Below are 15,878 nucleotides of genomic sequence, written 5' to 3'. Positions count from 1 at the left end.
GGGCCTCACCGGACCGGCGCCGGCACTCGCGCGGCCGTCCACCTGAATCGGCCGCCCCGGGACCGTGGGTCGACCAGCGAGAAGTCGTGCCACGAAAGCGAGTACCGCCCGCCCAGCTGACGACGATTCGCCTCGTATCCGTTGCCCCACTCCAAGAGACCCGACAGCACCTGGCCCTCGTGGATCCGGAACGCGGCGTCGTTCCCCTTGCCTTGGCGACCGGGGTCCCACAGGCGCGGCTCATTGGTCAGCATGATCGCGACGCCGGCAACCCTCGAGGTTGCCGCGAACCTCTCAAGCCGATAGATGTCGTGCACGTAGTGAAGGCGTGCCAAGTCGGTCGCGGCGTGGTCCCGTAGGGCGAATGCCTCGTCGACGACAACACCGGCCCAGGCCCGCGTGAAGTACTTGAGCTCGACCGCGGTCGCTGCACCGTCGGGACCCCTCACGAGCAGGTCGAGATACTCCCGCGCCCGACCGCTGCGTGGCTGGGGCACCTCCAGGCGACACTGAGCGGCCGGCTTCAGCTCGGCCAGCGTCTGGGCGAGGGCGAACTGAAAGTCGGCCTCGCTGTGGAAGATTGGCCGGCGCTGCGCGACCTCGGCCATGAGCAGCTCGAGCGGGACGCCGCCCACCAACCGCGGCTGATGGTGGCTCGTGCCCGACATGGGCTCAGGGTGGCACGAGAGCCACGGCGGTCGACACCCCAGACCGTGCCGCCCTCGCCGTGCGAACTCAGCGCCGGGGCGGCCGCGGCCGCTGGCGGGACTTGTCCGTCAGCGCGCCGCGATCCTGCTCCCGTGCGCCGGGGCGGGCCGGGCCCGGCGTTGCTGGCATCGTGGTCGGTGCCACGTCGATCGGCAACGCCGCCACGAGTCGGTAGCGCAGCTCTTGAGCCGGCAGGTCCGTCAGTGGCTCGGCGGCGACGAGGCGGCGCACGGTGGCAGGGACGTCGTGACCATCCTGGTGAGCAAGCTGCATCATGGCGGCGAGGGCCGGCCAGTCGGCCTGGACCGTCAGTCGGGGATCGACCTCGGCCGCCAGAGCCGCCCACCGGCCGGAGGGTGCCCCCTGGGTCGCGGCCGCCATGCGGGCCTTGACGTCAGCGATCGCGTCGAGGCGAGCCCGGGCGGCCGCTCTCGGGTCGCGGTTCCATGCTTGGACACCAGCCGCGAGGCGAGACCGGGCCTGCGCCGAGGGAATGCCCAGCCGTGCGGCGACCCCGTCGATCTGGCCGTTCCAGTCCTCTGCGGGACGGGCCGCCACCACCAGCGCAGCCTCGCGCAGGGCATCCGCGCCGGCCAGATTCCTGAGGCGCTCCTCGAGGAGGACGTCGCCGAGCGGGAGTGCCGTGGACAAGGCCGCCTCGAGGGCGGGGGCCCCGTCGCGGGCGAGCACGTCGGCCGGGTCCAGCCCGTCGGGGAACGCGGCCGAGGCGGGGTCGAGGGCGTGCTGGGTGAGCAGCCAGTAGTCCCGTTCGGCGGCTACTCGCCCGGCCAGGTCCGCGTCTGTGGCGACGATGACGGGTCGGCCTAGATGGGCGGTCTGGCTGGCCTGCTCATCGGTGAGGGACGTGCCCAGCGGGGCGAGTCCGACGTGGCGCCCGCCGGTGGCGATGGTGACTGCCCAGGCGTCGAGAGGCCCCTCGACGAGGACGAGGGTCGCGTCCGCGACGGGCAGCTCGGGCGCGAGGCCGAAGACCTGCGCCCCCTTGTGGAACAAGGGAGTGTCGGCGGTGTTGAGGTACTTCGGTCCCGCGTTGTCGTCGTCGCCCAGGGAAGGGTGGCGGCGGCCCACGAAGCCGAGGACCTCCCCTTGGTGCAGGATCGGCATGACGGCCCGGTCCCGGAACCGGTCGATGAGGCGACCCGTCCGTGCCAGGGTTGCGACGCCGGTCTCGGTCATCTCCTCGTCCGTGACACCGAGTCGTCGCAGGTGGGTGACCAGGCTGACCCACCCGGCGGGGGCATAACCGGGCCGGAGGCCGGGCGTGCTCTCAGGATCGACGCCCAAGCGGTCGGTCAGGTACCCCTGCGCCCAGCTGCCTGGGTAGTGGTCGGAGAAGTAGGCCAGTGCGAGGCGGTTGACCTCGAGCATGCGTGTGGCCGGCACCGGCGCGAAGTCGAGGTCGGCAGCCCTGGTCACCTGCAGCTCAACTTCGGCGTCGCTCGGCGCCAGCGGAGCCATCCCCGATCGCAGGATGGCCTCGAGTTGCAGCTGCCCGTCGATGCTCAGCTCCAGCTCCTCGCCGAGGGCCGGCTCCTCGTCGAACACGTCGTCGAGGACGTCCAACGTCCCACCTCGCGCGGCGAGGTCGGCGTCGACTGGGCCGCGCGCTGAACCCCACGCTTCGGGGGCCATCGGGTGCGGCTCCCCAGGGTCGACGTCCCACAGGTCGGCCGGTGCAGCGTCGTCGGGGTGGGGGAAATCGACGTCCTCATCGGTCGGCGGTGGGTCGGTCAGGACGGACAGGCGCCAGACCATGGCCTGGGCGGGGTCGATGTCGCTGGCGTCGTTGACCGCGAGGCCCATGAGCTGCTCCAGCGGCCACCCGCGCTGGAGCGCGTGGTCGATGGAGCTGACCAGGGCGGGCCACCAGCTGCTGGCCCGCATCTGCTCCACGCCACTGTCACCGATCTTGGCGGCCAGCGCGGGCACCCAGTCGGAAGTGAGGGTGTGCCCTCGGTCGATCTCCTGGGCGACTGCCGGGGCAATGTGCCGGCTGAGACGCCACCACAGCGCCGCGGCCGCATGGTCGTCGGGCAGCGACCCCTGACGCAGCGCGGTCGCCAGCAAGGGTCTGGTGTTCAGGCCGGCGCGGGACATGGCGGCGAGACGTTCGGCCAGCAGCGGGGCGAAGTCGTCGCGGGCCGCCGCGGGGGCGACGTGGTGCAGCAGGTCGCCCCACTCCTGCAGGGCAGGGGTGCGGTCGCCCGCCACGGCCGTGTTCAGTCGTTGCTGCCACCGGGCCGGTGCCTTCTGCAGCTGGGGGGCGCCGGTGGGTCGACGGTCCTCCTCCTCCACCTGCATGGCGGCTCGCCACACGGCGACCTGGCCGAGAGTGGTCGGGTCTGGCCGGGCGGCCCCTTGGCTTGCCCAGGTCGGTGTGGGCGCGGATTCGGCGTCGACCCGGACCTGCTCGGCCAGGTCCGTGACCAAGGCTGCGCGCTGCCGCAGGTAGGGGCCCCAGTGCGAGTGCTCGTCCAGGCCGGTGGGGATGGCCGGGATCCAGGGCAGCGGCCCGCGGCCTGCGTTGCGCAGGCCGGTGTCGTCCAGCCGCCAGTCCAGGACCGCGGCGCGGTCGCCGGCTGTGTCGAGCTCGCGGCCGTCGACGGCCTGCGCCAAGGCGTGTGAGGGGTCGGGTCCGGTGGCGGCGAGCAGGATCAGGTGGGCCCGCAGCGTGGGCCACGCCGCCTCCGTGGTCAGGCCCGGAACGAGGGTCTCGGCCGCACTCTCGAGCCCGTCGAGGGTGGCCTGGTCGAGGAGGTCCTCGGCGGCGACGTACAGCGCGTCGGTGTAGCGGGTCGCGGCCTCGCCGAGCCGGGTGGCCGGTGCCGCGGCTTGGCGGGCCAGGGTGGTCGCCGACAGGGGGGAGTCGTCGCGTGCCAGGACTCGCTCGAGCAAGTCGGTCGCCGTCGGTGGGGTGATGCTGTCTGGACGGATGGCGTTGTGCGGGTCGCCGTCGCTGACGACCTCGAGGTAGACGTGGTTGGCGAGTCGGCCGCGGGTCAGCATCGTGTACAGCTGCTGGCGGGACTCGCCGCCGGTCGCGAGTCCGTGGACCGTGTCGACCGACACGCCCTGGGCGGTGTGGACGGTGGCGGCGTAGCCGAGCTCCGTTGAGGTGGCCACGTAGTCGGCCGGGAGGTCGATCACCCGTCCGCTGCGGGTGTGCTGGACGGTCATGGCCCCTGTGCCGGCGCCTGGCTCGGCGACGCTCATCACCGTCCAACGGTCACCGTTCTTGACCCAGTCCGAAGCGGTGACCCGGAGTCGTCTGTCGTTGGCTCGGGTGATGACGAGGTCGCCGACGGAAGCCTGGTTGCCGTCGGCCAGTGGCACGCTCCTGCCCGGGCACTCGGGCCCGTGGGCCTGCTCGAGACGGTGCGCCCGGGCGCGCTGGTTCAGGTCGGATACCAGGTCGCGTGTGGGCGCGAGCATGATCGCGTCGAGGCCGGCGGCCCGGTCGGCTTCCCAGGCGGTGAAGACGTCTTCGGTCATGGTGGCCAGGTCACCGACGTGGACGCGGCTGTTGTCGAGGTAGAAGCCCAGCGCGTCGGGTTGGCCGTCGCGCAGAGCAAGGGAGGCAGCTCCTTCAGCGGGGTCGGTGAACCGCATGAGCTCGGTCAGACGCAGGGCGCCATGGGTGACGTCGAGGTCACGCAGGACACCGCCGGCGCCGATCGCTGCGAGTTGTTGGTCGTCGCCGATGAGGCGAACGCTGGCGCCGCGTGAGGTGATCCACTCGACGGCAGTGTCGAGGGAGAGGGTGTCGGCCATGCCCGCCTCGTCGATGACCACCAGCGTGTCCGGGCCGATCTGGGCGGCCCAGTCGGGCAGATCCCCCGCGGCGAGGTCGTGGGTGAGCTTGGCGAGTGTGTCGGTGTGCACCGACCCGGCGACGTCGATCTGATCGCGCAGCGCGGCGGCCGCGGCCGCCGAGGGGGCGAGTCCGATGAGGACTCCGCCGCCGTTTTCCCATGCCCTGGCCAGCGCCCTCATGGCAGTGGTCTTTCCCGCTCCGGCCGGGGCGATCGCCAGCTGCAGCCGCGCGCCGGAGGTTGCCATGCCGCGCACCAGAGCGACCTGCCCGGCGTTGAGGGTGACCCCGTTGGCGGCGGACTCCAGAAGGGCGAGGTCGACCGCCTCGACGGAGACCGAGCGGCCGCCCCCGCGGGCCGCCGCGGTGACGATGCGCTGCTCGGCCGCGAGGACACGCGCCGAGGTGTAGTGCTCGGCGCCGTGCACGGTGTAGACGCTCTCGTCGTCGCGTCGACGCAGCTGCGCGGGCTCGGTGACACCGTCCCCGTCGGGGGTGAGGCGCACCGAGTGCTGGCTGAGTGCCTCGTCGACCAGGAGGCCCACGACCCGGTCGACGTCGTCGATCGTCAGGTCCGCAGAGCGTGCCCGGCGCAGTGCTTCGGCCCGCACGTGCCAGACCTGCCAGGTGCTGCGGCGGGCCTCGAGGGTGGTCACGATTTGTTCCGCGGTGGTCTCCATCCACTCCGAATCAACCCGAGTGGCCGCGCCCGCAGGTGGTGCCATGGCCGCCTGGACCATGGAGGCGATCGCGTCCTCGCCGCCGAGAACCTCGAGCGCTTGCTCATGCCACTCCCGCCGCTGCTCGGCCAGGCTGCGCGGCTCCTTCTTCGCCTCCCTGGTCTCCAAGGTGGCCTGCTGCGCCAGTTGGATGGACTCGACCTCGGTGGGTGGGCGTCCGTGGGCGCTCTGGAACTGTTGCGCGAGCACCGCGCGGCGTGCCTCGATGCTGGCCCGGCGGGCCGACCAGCGCTCGTTCAGGCGGGGGTCGACCCCGACCACTTCACGCACCGGGCGCTTACGCGCGTCGTGGTTTGGCCGCTCCTCGAAGCGGAGCCCGACGTCGGCCCGCAGGTGCTTCTCCAGTGAGGTGTTGTACTGCTCGGACGCTGAGACGTTGGCCTTGTACAGCACACGGCCGTCGATGCTGAGCCATCGGCCATCGTCGGTCTGCACCTTGTTCGCGACCGCCACGTGGGTGTGCAGGTCCGGGTCGCCGGCACGGGAGTCGCGGTGGGTGAAAGCGGTGGCGACCATGCCTTGCACGTTGACTTGCCGGACGCCGTTGGTGCCCAATCGGGTGAACAGGGCGTGCTCTTCGAGGAACTGCAGCGCGTCCTTGACCGCGGCCTGGTGTGCGCGTTCGATCCGGGCCGCGGTGGCCGGATCGGCGATCGCCCACAGGGTGCTGACGCTCTTGACCGGCGAGAACGTCAGGTCATACCCGGCCACCGCCGTGGTGCGTGGCCGGGAGTGCTTGGCGATCGTGGCGGCGATCTCCCGGGCGTCGTCCGGGTCGCGTCCGTGCTCGGTGCGGAAGAACTCGACGGCGACTTCAGTCCGGATGCGTGCCCGCTCCTCGACGGAAACGGCTACGTCGCGGACTGCGCGACCACCGACTCCGCGGTCGAGGTTCAGCTCGGCGATGCGCTGGGCGACCTCGAGGCGGAACGCGGACACATCACCGCTGTAGACCTTGTAGGGCACCCCAAGGCGGGTCGCCGCCCGAAGGTCCTGGTCGGTCAGGGCGGGGCCTTGCAGCTCGTCGCGGCGCTGCTGGGCGAGAGGGTGGTGACCCGAGCCGAACAGGGCCTGCATCTGCTCGGCAGTGACGGCGTCCCCGACCGACAGACCCTCAATGCCGGCCATCCCGGAGCCGACCCATTGGCCCGGTGCCTCGCCCTTGGCGGTGTAGTAGCTCGCCAGCCCGGTGTGACCCTTTTCGGTGACGTCCTGAGCCGCGACCTGGCGAGTCAGGTAGTCATACCCGCTCCCGGCCGTGAGCTTATGGATCGACATCGTCACACCAGTAGGAAGCCTCCAGAGGAGGCCCTGATGGTCAGTAGTTGTCGCTTCAACGACCGGGAATGCATGAGGTGTGTGGCACTCGGCGGTTGGGGGTTTCGACGGGGGTACGTCGGTTCTCGGGGGTTGTCGGCGGTCGGGTGTCCACTCGGGGGAGTGGCCGCGGCCTTAGTGGGTGACAGATTCGGAGACTCGGAAGGGGTCGGACGCGATGAGTGAGACGCAGGAGAAGCCAGTCAGGGGCCAGGTGCAGAGTGCGCGACAGGTGGCCCGGCGCGCTGCACTGGATGCGCAGGCCAAGATGCGCGAGCAGCGCGTCGAGCGGGAGAAGCGGCTCAGTGCTCGCGGGGTCGACGTGATGGTCGCGCTCGGGGAGCGGGACGACATGGTGCGACGCTGCGAGCAGCGAGCGGGCGAGGCGCTCCGCGCGATGACCACCGACGAGGGCCTCGGCTTGGACGAGGCCCTGCAGTGGTGTGGCGAGGGGCTGAGCCGTCGGGAGGCGGCGCGGCTGTGCGCGCTGGCGGACGAGGCCGCGCCGGGGCCTGAGGACTCCGGCGACTGAGGCGTGCACCGTGGGTGGTCGGCGGCTGGACGAGGAAGGCCTCGCGCTGCTCGATGGGGCGTTGGGGGATGCGGCCACGGTGGCGCGGCGGGAACGCAAGATTGTCCGCGTCGCGGGCAGTGAGTGCTGGTGGTGGACGGGTGCGATCAGTGGCAAGGGTCATGGCAGGTTCTGGTTCTCGACCGGCCGCGTGATCGTCGCGCACCGCTTCGGCTTCGCGCAGGTGTACGGCGTCGAGGCCTTGGCCGCGACGGAGGTGCTCGGTCACCGGTGCGACAACCCGCTGTGCCAGCGGGTGCACCCCGAGCACGTGGTGGCGTCGACCTACGTCGAGAACCGGCGTGAGTGGGCCATCCGCCGTGCGCTGACGGGTTCGCCACTGGGCGATCCACGAGGCGCACGGCGACGAGCGTTGGAGCTGCGCAACATGGCGCGCGAGGATCCGCAGCTGGTCGCGGCCGATCTGAGACGGCTGCGGCGGATCTTCGGCGAGCAGTTGCCGCTGTGGTGACCTGACCCGGCATTTTGGTCAGGGCACGGAGCGCGGCTCGTGGCCGGGGCGCTCCGGGCCCTGCGCTGGTGGGTTAGGCGGCGGTCAACGCGTCCCAGGCGGCGCGCTTGACGTTGGTCGGCCCCTCGGTCGTGAGCAGCCGCTGGGCGCGGGCGGCGTCGGGCGCGACCTTGGTGCGGACCGGGGCGAAGTGGTCGACGTACTCGACCACCGCTTGGTAGCCGGCCCACGCAGTGCCCCTGATGCCGGCCTGTGTCTCCGCGTCATGGAACAGCCGGCTGAGGGTGGCGAGACGGTCGCCCGATGCCCGGCGGACTCGAGGCGGGGCATCGTCGGAGGCGGTGCCGAACGTGGCGCGGATCAGGTCGAAGAACTGCGCGTCGGTCATCTCCCGCTCGAGGAGGCGGTCTGCCTCGGCTTGGAAGGCCTCGGCGTAGGCGAACGTCAGGCCCAGCGCGTCACGGGCGGCCTGCACAGCGGCCTTGGCGTTGCTGGTGTGGCGGATGCTCCAGCTCGACACGTGGTCGCGCAGGGCGGCGGCCTGTGTGTTGGCGCAGACCACCCGCACCGGGGTGACGACGAGCCGGAAGGCACTCGACCCGTCGTGGCTGTTCAGGGCTGCGATGTTCAGGTCGACGCGGTCCGTGCCACCGACGAACAGGGACTCAGGAAGCCGCATGGTGACGAACACGTGACGGCCCCCGCGCAGCGAACCGGCCGTGTCGAAGACGGCCCCGGACTGGTCGGCCAGCAGGTTGAGGAACTCGGCGTGCTCCTCGTTCTGCAGCGGCCGGTAGCCGGACCCGACTACGCCCAACGCCTCGGGCGCGTGCGTGAAGGGGTTGGTGCGCACCGTGGCGAACGCCGGGACGTCGAGGGTGGTGACGCCGTCCTCGTCCATCACGTTGGCTGTGAGTGGGACCTTGCGGACGTTCCATCCGCCCAGGTGCCCCAGCCGCATCGCCTCCTCGGCGGTGAAGGCGTGACCGGCGACGGTCGTCCCGAGCCGGTGCCACGCGTCCTGCCGGGCGAAGACGGCGGCCGCGCGGTCGCCGTGAGTCTCGATCTGGTGAGTCATGGGGTGGGTCTCCTTGCCGGTTGGTGTGGGTGGGGCGCGGGCTTGCCGGTGGGCAGCCCGCGCCCCGGGGGTCAGGCAGCGGGGGTGGCCGTGTCCGTGTCGACGTCGGCCTCGGCCGTGGGCGCGACGTCGGCCTCGGCCGTGGGCGCGACGTCGACCTCGGCGGCGCTGGCGTCGCCGGTCGGCTCCGTGGTCTCGCCGACAGGGGAGGCGGCGGCTGCCTTGGGGCGGTTGCGGCGGGCGGGCTTGGGCTTGACCAGCCCGGCCGCGCGCTTCTCGACGTCGGACAGGTCGTACCCGTTCGCGGCGATGAACGTCAGGTAGTCGGCCGTCGCGGGCATGACACGTCGCCACGACTGGCGGTCGGTGCCCTTCTCCAGACTCGCGAGCAGTCGGCACAGTGCGATCACCTGGGCGCGGCTCTCGGTCGCCTTCTCGATGAGCGCGGACCAGCCGTTGCCGTAGCCGTAGCCCTCGTGCTTCAGACCGAACCACTCGGCCGCCAACTTCGACCCACCGATGTCGGCCACGACCTCGGCGTGCTCGGTGACCACGCGGGCGATGAAGGCCGACGACCCCTTGGGGGCGGTCTTGCGGGCGGCGAACGTGGCCAGCCAGTCGCGGCGGACCGGCTCGGCGGTGTCCCACGCCTTGTTGGAGTCGATCACGTCCCGGCGCTCCGCTCGGGCCTGCTCGCGCTGCTCGGGGCTCATGTCGGCCGCCTTCGGCTTGGACGAGGCGCTCCCGTGGTTGTACAGGTCGACGTGGCCAGCGCCGCGCCAGTCGGTGCAGACGTACTCGGGTTCGGCCTGCCGGACGCGAACCTCCTTGCCCTTCTCGTTCTTCTCCCAGCCGATGCTGATCCGCAGGTAGGCGGCGTGGCCGGGGCACTTGGCGTGGGTGGCCTTGTTGTAGGCGCGTCCGCCCTCCTTGGCAGCGAGGCGGTGCAGCGCGGCGGTGGTCTTGTCGTCGTAGGACGGGCGGTCGACGACGGGCACGCCCTTGCCGGTCAGCTTCTCGGTCATGGCGGCGATCGCGGCGGCGTCCTCGCGCTCGTCGCGCAGGCGCTGTGCTGCGTGGTCGAACCCGTGGCCCTCCTTGGCGGCGAGCATGAGTGCCTTGACGGCCTCGGCGTCGTCCTCGAACTCGGCGAGGGTCGCGGCCTGATCGAGGGTGAGGTAGTCCCAGCGCTGAGCCGCCTTCTCGGCCAACTCGCTGCCTGCGACGACGAGGGCCGCGTCGACCTCGGCACGGGGGCGGGCGGTGCGCCGCTTGATCTGCGCGGCGGTGAGGCCGAACGCGGCCAGCTGCTTGACGCCCGCGATCCGGTCGGAGGTCGTCATGCCGGTGCGGTGGTCGTTCTCGGCCATCTGGTGCACGATCCGGTCGGCGTCCTCGGGCCGGTCGACGACCACGGCGGGGATGCTCGCCCGCTTGGCCTCGACGGCGGCGAGGGTGCGGCGCTGGCCGCGCAGGACGACGAACTGGCCCTCGTCGTTGTAGTGGCCGATCACGGGCTCCAGCACTCCGAGTTCACGGATGCTTGCCACGAATTCGGCGGTGAGGTGTGCCTCGCTGCGGACGTTGAGGCCGACGACCGCCGTGGCGGGATCGACCTGCACGAGGGTGATCTGCTCGGCGGCCGGGGCCTCCGGGGTGGGTGTGGCGTTGGTGTCCATCGGTGTTGCTCCTTGTCGAATAGAACGAACTGACATGCGCTATTCTCGTCGCGTCCAAGGGCGAGTCGCAGAGCGTGCGGCGAGCCTGTGGACAACGCGCCGTGGGACAGAGGACTGTGGAAATGTGGCCCTTCGTCAGGTGCCGTGTCAGGGCGCTCTGCCCCGTCCTCCACCCGGTCCGGGCCAGGTGGACCGGATGTCGCGAGGGACCGGGAATGACGAGCGGGTGGGTGTTAGGAAATCGAGGAGGAGTGCCGTGGTGGAGACGGTTGGGGAGACGATCTCGACGGGTGCCTATTGGGACCCGGACACCTGGCAACTGGCCCGAGCGGCATACGTGGCGGACCTGGACAACGACCCTGATGCTCCGGGCGCCTTCATCGGCTGGATCCACCGGGCCATCGAGCAGCACGTCGCGCGCGGGGTCCGGGGGCGCGAACGCCTACGGCTCGAGGGGGAGCTGGCGCCTGTCGGCCGCGGCCGGGGCTTCAACCGGCACCACCCGTTGCGCGCTGACACCAGGGCCGCGCTCGAGCTCGCGATCGTCGAGGACCGCCGAGGTTCAGGCGTGCTGCTCAGCCGGTCTGGCTTTCTCCGTGAGGCCGTCCTCGCCGCGATCGACGCCTCGAGGCGCCTTGCAAGTGCCGAACTGGCGCCGATCCCCGGCCGACTGCCCAACCATCCTGTTCGATGACGGTGACGCTCACCCGCAGGAATCCTCCGATCCGTCAGCCCGTGGAGGACACCGAATCGGTGGGTGCCCGGCGGCGGCCTGTGTCCGCGGTTTGATGACCACCCACGGCAAGATTGGCGGCATGGTCCAGGCTGAAAATGAGGGGCGCGAAATGGCACCCGAGCACGAGTCCGCGCTGCTGGCCGCCACCGGGCGAACAGATGTGGTCGACGCGCTGCATTGGATCGCCGAGGGCAGACCGGTATCCGGGGGAGATGGAGCGAGCATCCTTACGGCCGTCGTTGCAGCGGCCGACTCAGGCTTCCGGGGCGCGGATGCTGCGCTCCGGACCGCCGTGAGGTCGGCACTGCGTAGCACGCTCGACACGAGCGCGGACCTCGTCCTGACCGATTCGATTGTGCCTCCGCATCGGTACCAGGCTGTGCTGGCCAACCTTGCTCGCCGAACGCCAAGCGGAACGCTGTCCGACATCACGAGCGCGACCGTGATGGCGGCTCAGGCGGACGACCCGCTAGTCATAGAGACCTTGGGGCTCGCCGCCGGCCTCAGTTGGCGCGATCTTCAGGCGCGCTCCCTAGCGCGCGGCGTCCCGCTCCCAGGCGACTCGCGCGGGGTGTGGAATCCGAGCCAGGTACTCGGGGCCTTTCGCGTCATCGACGACATCATCCGAGCTCGGGTTGAACCGCAACTTACCGGCGCGGTCGCAGCTCGACCCCTTGAGCTCCTACTCGACAGCTCGGAGGGGTGGGATGTGATCGAGAAACTGCGCGTCGACGGAGTCGCCTACGGGACCCTTCTCGCGCAACGCGATGTGGGCAGCGCATGGAGCGCTCACCGAAACCGGAGCAACAACGAGATCAGCAGGCTCATGGTCCGGCGAGTGTTGAGCGCACTCGACGACCACAGCGTCGGCTACTGGTCCACCGAAGGGGACGAGCCCGTAGCGAAGTCATTCCTCGGCGGCCGAGCAGGCGTGGTTGGCAAGCCACCCGGGCAACTCTCCGTCGTCACCCGCCGGTCGGATGGCGGCCCCGGCCTGGCCGTTCTTGTGGCCATCGCAAGAGACGGAGGGACCGCACGGAAGACCGCAGCCACCCTGCTCCAGCTCCCCAAGAGGGTCGCCGTGCCGGCAGTCCTCGTCCTGTTCGGCACCGGATGGGCCGACCGGGGCGAGAGCGACGACCTGGTGCGCGCGTACGGCGGACGCCTATACACAGAGCAAACGCTCGACGGGCTGGCCAGCCTCGCGGCTTGTGTCGGTGCGGACTGAGATGCTGGGACCGAACGTCGCACAGGAGAGGTATATGGGCCAGCCAATCACGACCGCCACTCGGGAGAGCTCTATCCAGGCCGCCGTCGACGCGGCCAAGCAGGCCGTCGCGAGTGGCGGTGGGACGGCCGAAGAGTTGCGGTGGAAGGGAGGCAAACTAGTCCTCCCCGCGGCCACCGTCGACCTGGACGTCGTCCTCCTGAGCCCTCACAGCCACCGGATCAAGGCGCAGCTCCAGTCACTGCCGCAGAGCGAGCAGGATCTCGTCGCCGCCGATCCCTATGGCCCGCAGGCCCAGAGCCTGATCGCCCATCTGCTCCGGGAAACTCCGGGCTTCGAACGCATCAAGAACGCCCTGGCCAACGACGGCCAGCTGTATGCCGGCGTCCTCACGACAGGCGGCGTTCTCGTCAACGCCAATACCCGCGCCGTTGCCCTTCGGGACCTGCGCGAGCAGTACATCAAGGTGGTCATCCTTCCAGCCGACGCCGGCCCGAAGGAGATCACCGAGCTTGAGCTCCAGTTGCAGATGGAGCAGGAGGTCAAGCAGGACTACAGCTTTACCAGCCAGCTGCTCTTCATCGAGGACCTCATCAACAGCGGCAACTACACCACCCTGGAAGTCGGCCGCGCGCTCCGCCCCTCACTGACCACCAGCAAGAAGGACACCAAGGCGGCAGTCGACCTGGTCGAGGGAGAACTTCGCTTGCTCGGCCTCATCCGCGAGATCGTGAGCGCGAGCGGTGGTGTCCTGAACTTCCTGTACTTCGACGATCAGCGACAGGCGCTGATCGAGATCGACCAGGACTACCAGCGCTTGAAGAGCAACAAGCCAGAAGAGGCGGGCCGCGTTCGTGACGCGCAGCTGGCGGCGATGATCGCCGGGGTTGATTACCGCCGGCTCCGAGAGATCGACTCGAACCTCCTCGACAACTACGTGGTTCCGGCGCTCGGCGAGTCCACGACCCTGGCCCCGCACATCGACACCTTGCTCACCGTTGACGGGACGGGCAGGGCACCAGGCGCAACCGCCGCGCCCGCGGGCGTCAGCGAGTTCTTCGGTGACGACGAGGAGGAGGCCACGCCCGGCGTGCCACCCACCGCGACCAACCACAGCAAGCCCAGTCTTTCTGGCGTGTACACGTTGCTGGCCCAGACGAAGCCCGACGAGGACATCACCCTGCTGAGTCCGGGAGCGTCCGACGACGACAGCGTCAGCCTCCCCAGGGTGGTGGTCGCCACGGAGCTGTTCAGCGGCCTGACGACGGCGATCGAGAACAAGAAGCGCGACGCTCGTCAGATCGATGACCTAACGGCTCCGATGGTGCACCTCAAGGAGGCAGCACGAGTCCTGGACAAGGCCGCGAAGGCGTACGCCGACGTCAAGGACCGGGCAGGCTTCAAGCGCCCGGACTTCGAGGCCGCGGTGCAGGAGTACGAGAGGGCGGCCGCGGCCTTCCAGTCCGTCGTGTCGCCGAGCGAGGAATCGGGTGACTGAACAAGCCGTCTCCGCCAGCGCCGCGCCGGTGCCCTCCCTCGGATTGGCTCTGACCGGGAACCCGCCGACAGTGCAAGCCACCCGTCTTGGCGACGTGCCTCAGGGGTTCTGGCTGCAGCTACTGGGCGAGTGGGGTTCCGACGGCGATCGCCCCGGTGAGCGGGTGCTCCTTCCGCTCGAACGGCTGCTGAGCAACATGGCGTGGCTGCGCATGGCCTGCCAGCGCTACGGCGTCGGAATCGTCTCAACCCCGGACCTCGACAGCATCCTGCAGCAGACACGTGCTCAACGACGGTTGTTGCAGTCCGCCCTCGCCACACCGCAGCCGCTGGACCACGCCGCGGTGGCCGGGAGGCTCACAGGGACGCGGTTCTCACGCCAACTCCGCACCTTCCAGATCCGCGATCTCGGACGCCTGCTGGGGCTCGCAAACGGCGCCAACTTCTCTGTGCCAGGAGCAGGCAAGACCACCGTCGCGTACGCCGTCTACGAGAGCGAACGCGCCGCCGGGCGGGTTGAACAGATGCTCGTCGTCGCGCCCCTCTCGGCGTTCGACGCATGGCAGAACGAGGTCGACGACTGCTTTCCCGAGGGACAGCGCCCAGTCGTGGCTCCCCTCGTCGATCAGCCACCGCGCGATGCCGAGGTGCTCGTCGTCAACTACCACCGCCTCGACAGTCGGTACGACACGGTCGCCGAGTGGGTGAGCCGCAAGCCCACCTTGGTCCTCCTCGATGAGGCTCACCGCATGAAGCGCGGATGGGATGGAACGTTCGGCAGCGCGTGTCTGAGCATCGCCTTCCTCGCTGCACGCCGAGACATCCTCACGGGAACGCCGGCCCCGCAGAGTCCGCAGGACCTCATCGCGCTCATGGACTACTTGTGGCCGGGACAGGGCCGAAAGATCCTGCCCACCGACGCGCTCGTGTCGCCGCCTCCGCCGGACGCTGGCGCCTTGGTAGCCGATGCGATCGGACCCCTGTTCGCCCGGACTCGCAAGAGTGAGCTGGGCTTGGACCAGCCAACGATGCGGGTCGTGGAGGTAGGTCTCGATCCCCTTCAGGCAGAGATCTACAACGCTCTGAGGGACCGCTACGTGGGCGCCTTCGACGTCTCCATGACGGATCGCGCCAACTTCGCGAACATGGGCGACATAGTGATGTACCTCCTCGAGGCTGCCACGAACCCCCAACTGCTCACGGCGGGCTCAAGCTCCGAGGACGTCATGACCTTCCGGCACCCGCCGCTCGACGTTCCGCCTGGCAGCGCGCTATGGGATCTGCTGCAGCGGTACAACCAGTACGAAACGCCGGCGAAGTTCCGACAGCTGGCCGAGATGATCGAGGCCAACGCTTCCCAAGGGCGTAAGACGCTGATCTGGAGCAACTTCGTGAGGAATCTCCAGGCGCTCGAGCGGATGCTGGCGGTCTATCAGCCGGCGCTGATCTACGGAGGGATCCCCTCCGAGTTCGCGGACCCCAACGCCACCCGAACCAGGGAAGGGGAACTGGCCCGCTTCAGGACCGATCCCGCATGCGCCGTGCTCCTGGCCAACCCGGCCGCGATGAGCGAGGGCGTCAGTCTGCATCAGGTCTGCCATGACGCCATCTACCTCGACCGAACCTTCAACGCGGGCCAGTATCTCCAGAGCATCGACCGAATCCACCGGCTGGGACTCGCACCCGGGCAGGAAACCCGGATCACGTTCCTGCTCACCACCGGCACCATCGACGAGGTCATCGATTCAAGGATCAGAGAGAAGGCCGAGCGCCTCGGGGAAATGCTCGACGACCCGGACCTCAGCACCATGGCACTGCCGTCTGACGAGGACTACGGACCAGCTCTGGACTCGACAGCCGACATGGTGGCCCTCTTCGCCCACCTCCGCGGGGACCCGTGAACGACGCTGCCCACGAGAACCGACCCGCACGGTCGACGCCGACGGCCTACCAACTTCAGGCTGCGGTCCTGGCAGGCCGCGTCCTAGACCAGGCTGGAAACAGCGAAACCTCCCTAGCC

10 protein-coding genes are annotated in these 15,878 nt (G+C 70.0%); 6 read left to right on the top strand and 4 right to left on the bottom strand.

The features are described 5' to 3' along the window. Nucleotides 1–5: 5 nt before the first annotated feature. Together ACSQ11_RS17975 and mobF are read right to left on the bottom strand one after the other, a co-directional pair. On the bottom strand, nt 6–668 hold the full coding sequence (locus ACSQ11_RS17975; protein WP_436008084.1) for a hypothetical protein: 663 nt from the start codon (nt 666–668) through the stop codon (nt 6–8). A gap of 67 nt (nt 669–735) precedes the next feature. Then, nucleotides 736–6,558 (bottom strand): MobF family relaxase, encoded by a 5,823-nt coding sequence (gene mobF, locus ACSQ11_RS17970; RefSeq protein ID WP_436008082.1) that lies wholly within the window; start codon nt 6,556–6,558, stop codon nt 736–738. 217 nt (nt 6,559–6,775) lie between these two features. Here mobF and ACSQ11_RS17965 point away from each other — a divergent pair, with 217 nt between their 5' ends. Continuing rightward, nucleotides 6,776–7,129 (top strand): hypothetical protein, encoded by a 354-nt coding sequence (locus tag ACSQ11_RS17965; protein WP_436008080.1) that lies wholly within the window; start codon nt 6,776–6,778, stop codon nt 7,127–7,129. 10 nt (nt 7,130–7,139) lie between these two features. Beyond that, the gene (locus ACSQ11_RS17960; RefSeq protein ID WP_436008078.1) at nt 7,140–7,640 is read left to right on the top strand and encodes a hypothetical protein; all 501 of its coding nucleotides are present in this window, start codon (nt 7,140–7,142) and stop codon (nt 7,638–7,640) included. Nucleotides 7,641–7,713: 73 nt separating this feature from the next. Here ACSQ11_RS17960 and ACSQ11_RS17955 read toward each other — a convergent pair whose 3' ends face one another. Together ACSQ11_RS17955 and ACSQ11_RS17950 are read right to left on the bottom strand one after the other, a co-directional pair. Further along, nucleotides 7,714–8,718: a DUF932 domain-containing protein gene (locus ACSQ11_RS17955; protein WP_436008076.1), complete on the bottom strand. Its 1,005-nt coding sequence runs from the start codon at nt 8,716–8,718 to the stop codon at nt 7,714–7,716. Nucleotides 8,719–8,789: 71 nt separating this feature from the next. Next, nucleotides 8,790–10,397, bottom strand: coding sequence for a ParB/RepB/Spo0J family partition protein (locus ACSQ11_RS17950; RefSeq protein WP_436008074.1), 1,608 nt, complete (start codon nt 10,395–10,397; stop codon nt 8,790–8,792). 256 nt (nt 10,398–10,653) lie between these two features. Between ACSQ11_RS17950 and ACSQ11_RS17945 the strand changes: the two genes are divergently transcribed. The 4 genes from ACSQ11_RS17945 to ACSQ11_RS17930 all read left to right on the top strand — a co-directional run bounded on the left by ACSQ11_RS17945 (nt 10,654) and on the right by ACSQ11_RS17930 (nt 15,759). Further along, the gene (locus tag ACSQ11_RS17945) at nt 10,654–11,091 is read left to right on the top strand and encodes a hypothetical protein (protein ID WP_436008072.1); all 438 of its coding nucleotides are present in this window, start codon (nt 10,654–10,656) and stop codon (nt 11,089–11,091) included. A gap of 151 nt (nt 11,092–11,242) precedes the next feature. Continuing rightward, the gene (locus ACSQ11_RS17940; protein ID WP_436008070.1) at nt 11,243–12,361 is read left to right on the top strand and encodes a hypothetical protein; all 1,119 of its coding nucleotides are present in this window, start codon (nt 11,243–11,245) and stop codon (nt 12,359–12,361) included. A 34-nt stretch (nt 12,362–12,395) separates the two neighbouring features. Then, a complete protein-coding gene (locus ACSQ11_RS17935) occupies nt 12,396–13,859 on the top strand; it encodes a hypothetical protein (RefSeq protein ID WP_436008068.1) in 1,464 nt (487 codons plus the stop codon). Beyond that, nucleotides 13,852–15,759 (top strand): DEAD/DEAH box helicase, encoded by a 1,908-nt coding sequence (locus tag ACSQ11_RS17930; protein ID WP_436008066.1) that lies wholly within the window; start codon nt 13,852–13,854, stop codon nt 15,757–15,759. The genes ACSQ11_RS17935 and ACSQ11_RS17930 overlap by 8 nt, the downstream gene beginning before the upstream one ends. Nucleotides 15,760–15,878 lie beyond the last annotated feature (119 nt).

Origin of the sequence: Knoellia sp. LjRoot47, from assembly GCF_964253435.1 — a bacterium.
In the GTDB taxonomy this organism is placed as follows: domain Bacteria; phylum Actinomycetota; class Actinomycetes; order Actinomycetales; family Dermatophilaceae; genus Knoellia.
Note: the sequence above shows the minus strand (reverse complement) of the source record. Positions and strands in the feature narration are given on the sequence as shown.

Coding starts and splice junctions, on each gene's coding strand:
- ACSQ11_RS17975 (WP_436008084.1), bottom strand. CDS start 668: ATGTCGGGCACGAGCCACCATCAGCCGCGGTTGGTGGGCGGCGTCCCG.
- mobF (WP_436008082.1), bottom strand. CDS start 6,558: ATGTCGATCCATAAGCTCACGGCCGGGAGCGGGTATGACTACCTGACT.
- ACSQ11_RS17965 (WP_436008080.1), top strand. CDS start 6,776: ATGAGTGAGACGCAGGAGAAGCCAGTCAGGGGCCAGGTGCAGAGTGCG.
- ACSQ11_RS17955 (WP_436008076.1), bottom strand. CDS start 8,718: ATGACTCACCAGATCGAGACTCACGGCGACCGCGCGGCCGCCGTCTTC.
- ACSQ11_RS17950 (WP_436008074.1), bottom strand. CDS start 10,397: ATGGACACCAACGCCACACCCACCCCGGAGGCCCCGGCCGCCGAGCAG.
- ACSQ11_RS17940 (WP_436008070.1), top strand. CDS start 11,243: ATGGCACCCGAGCACGAGTCCGCGCTGCTGGCCGCCACCGGGCGAACA.
- ACSQ11_RS17935 (WP_436008068.1), top strand. CDS start 12,396: ATGGGCCAGCCAATCACGACCGCCACTCGGGAGAGCTCTATCCAGGCC.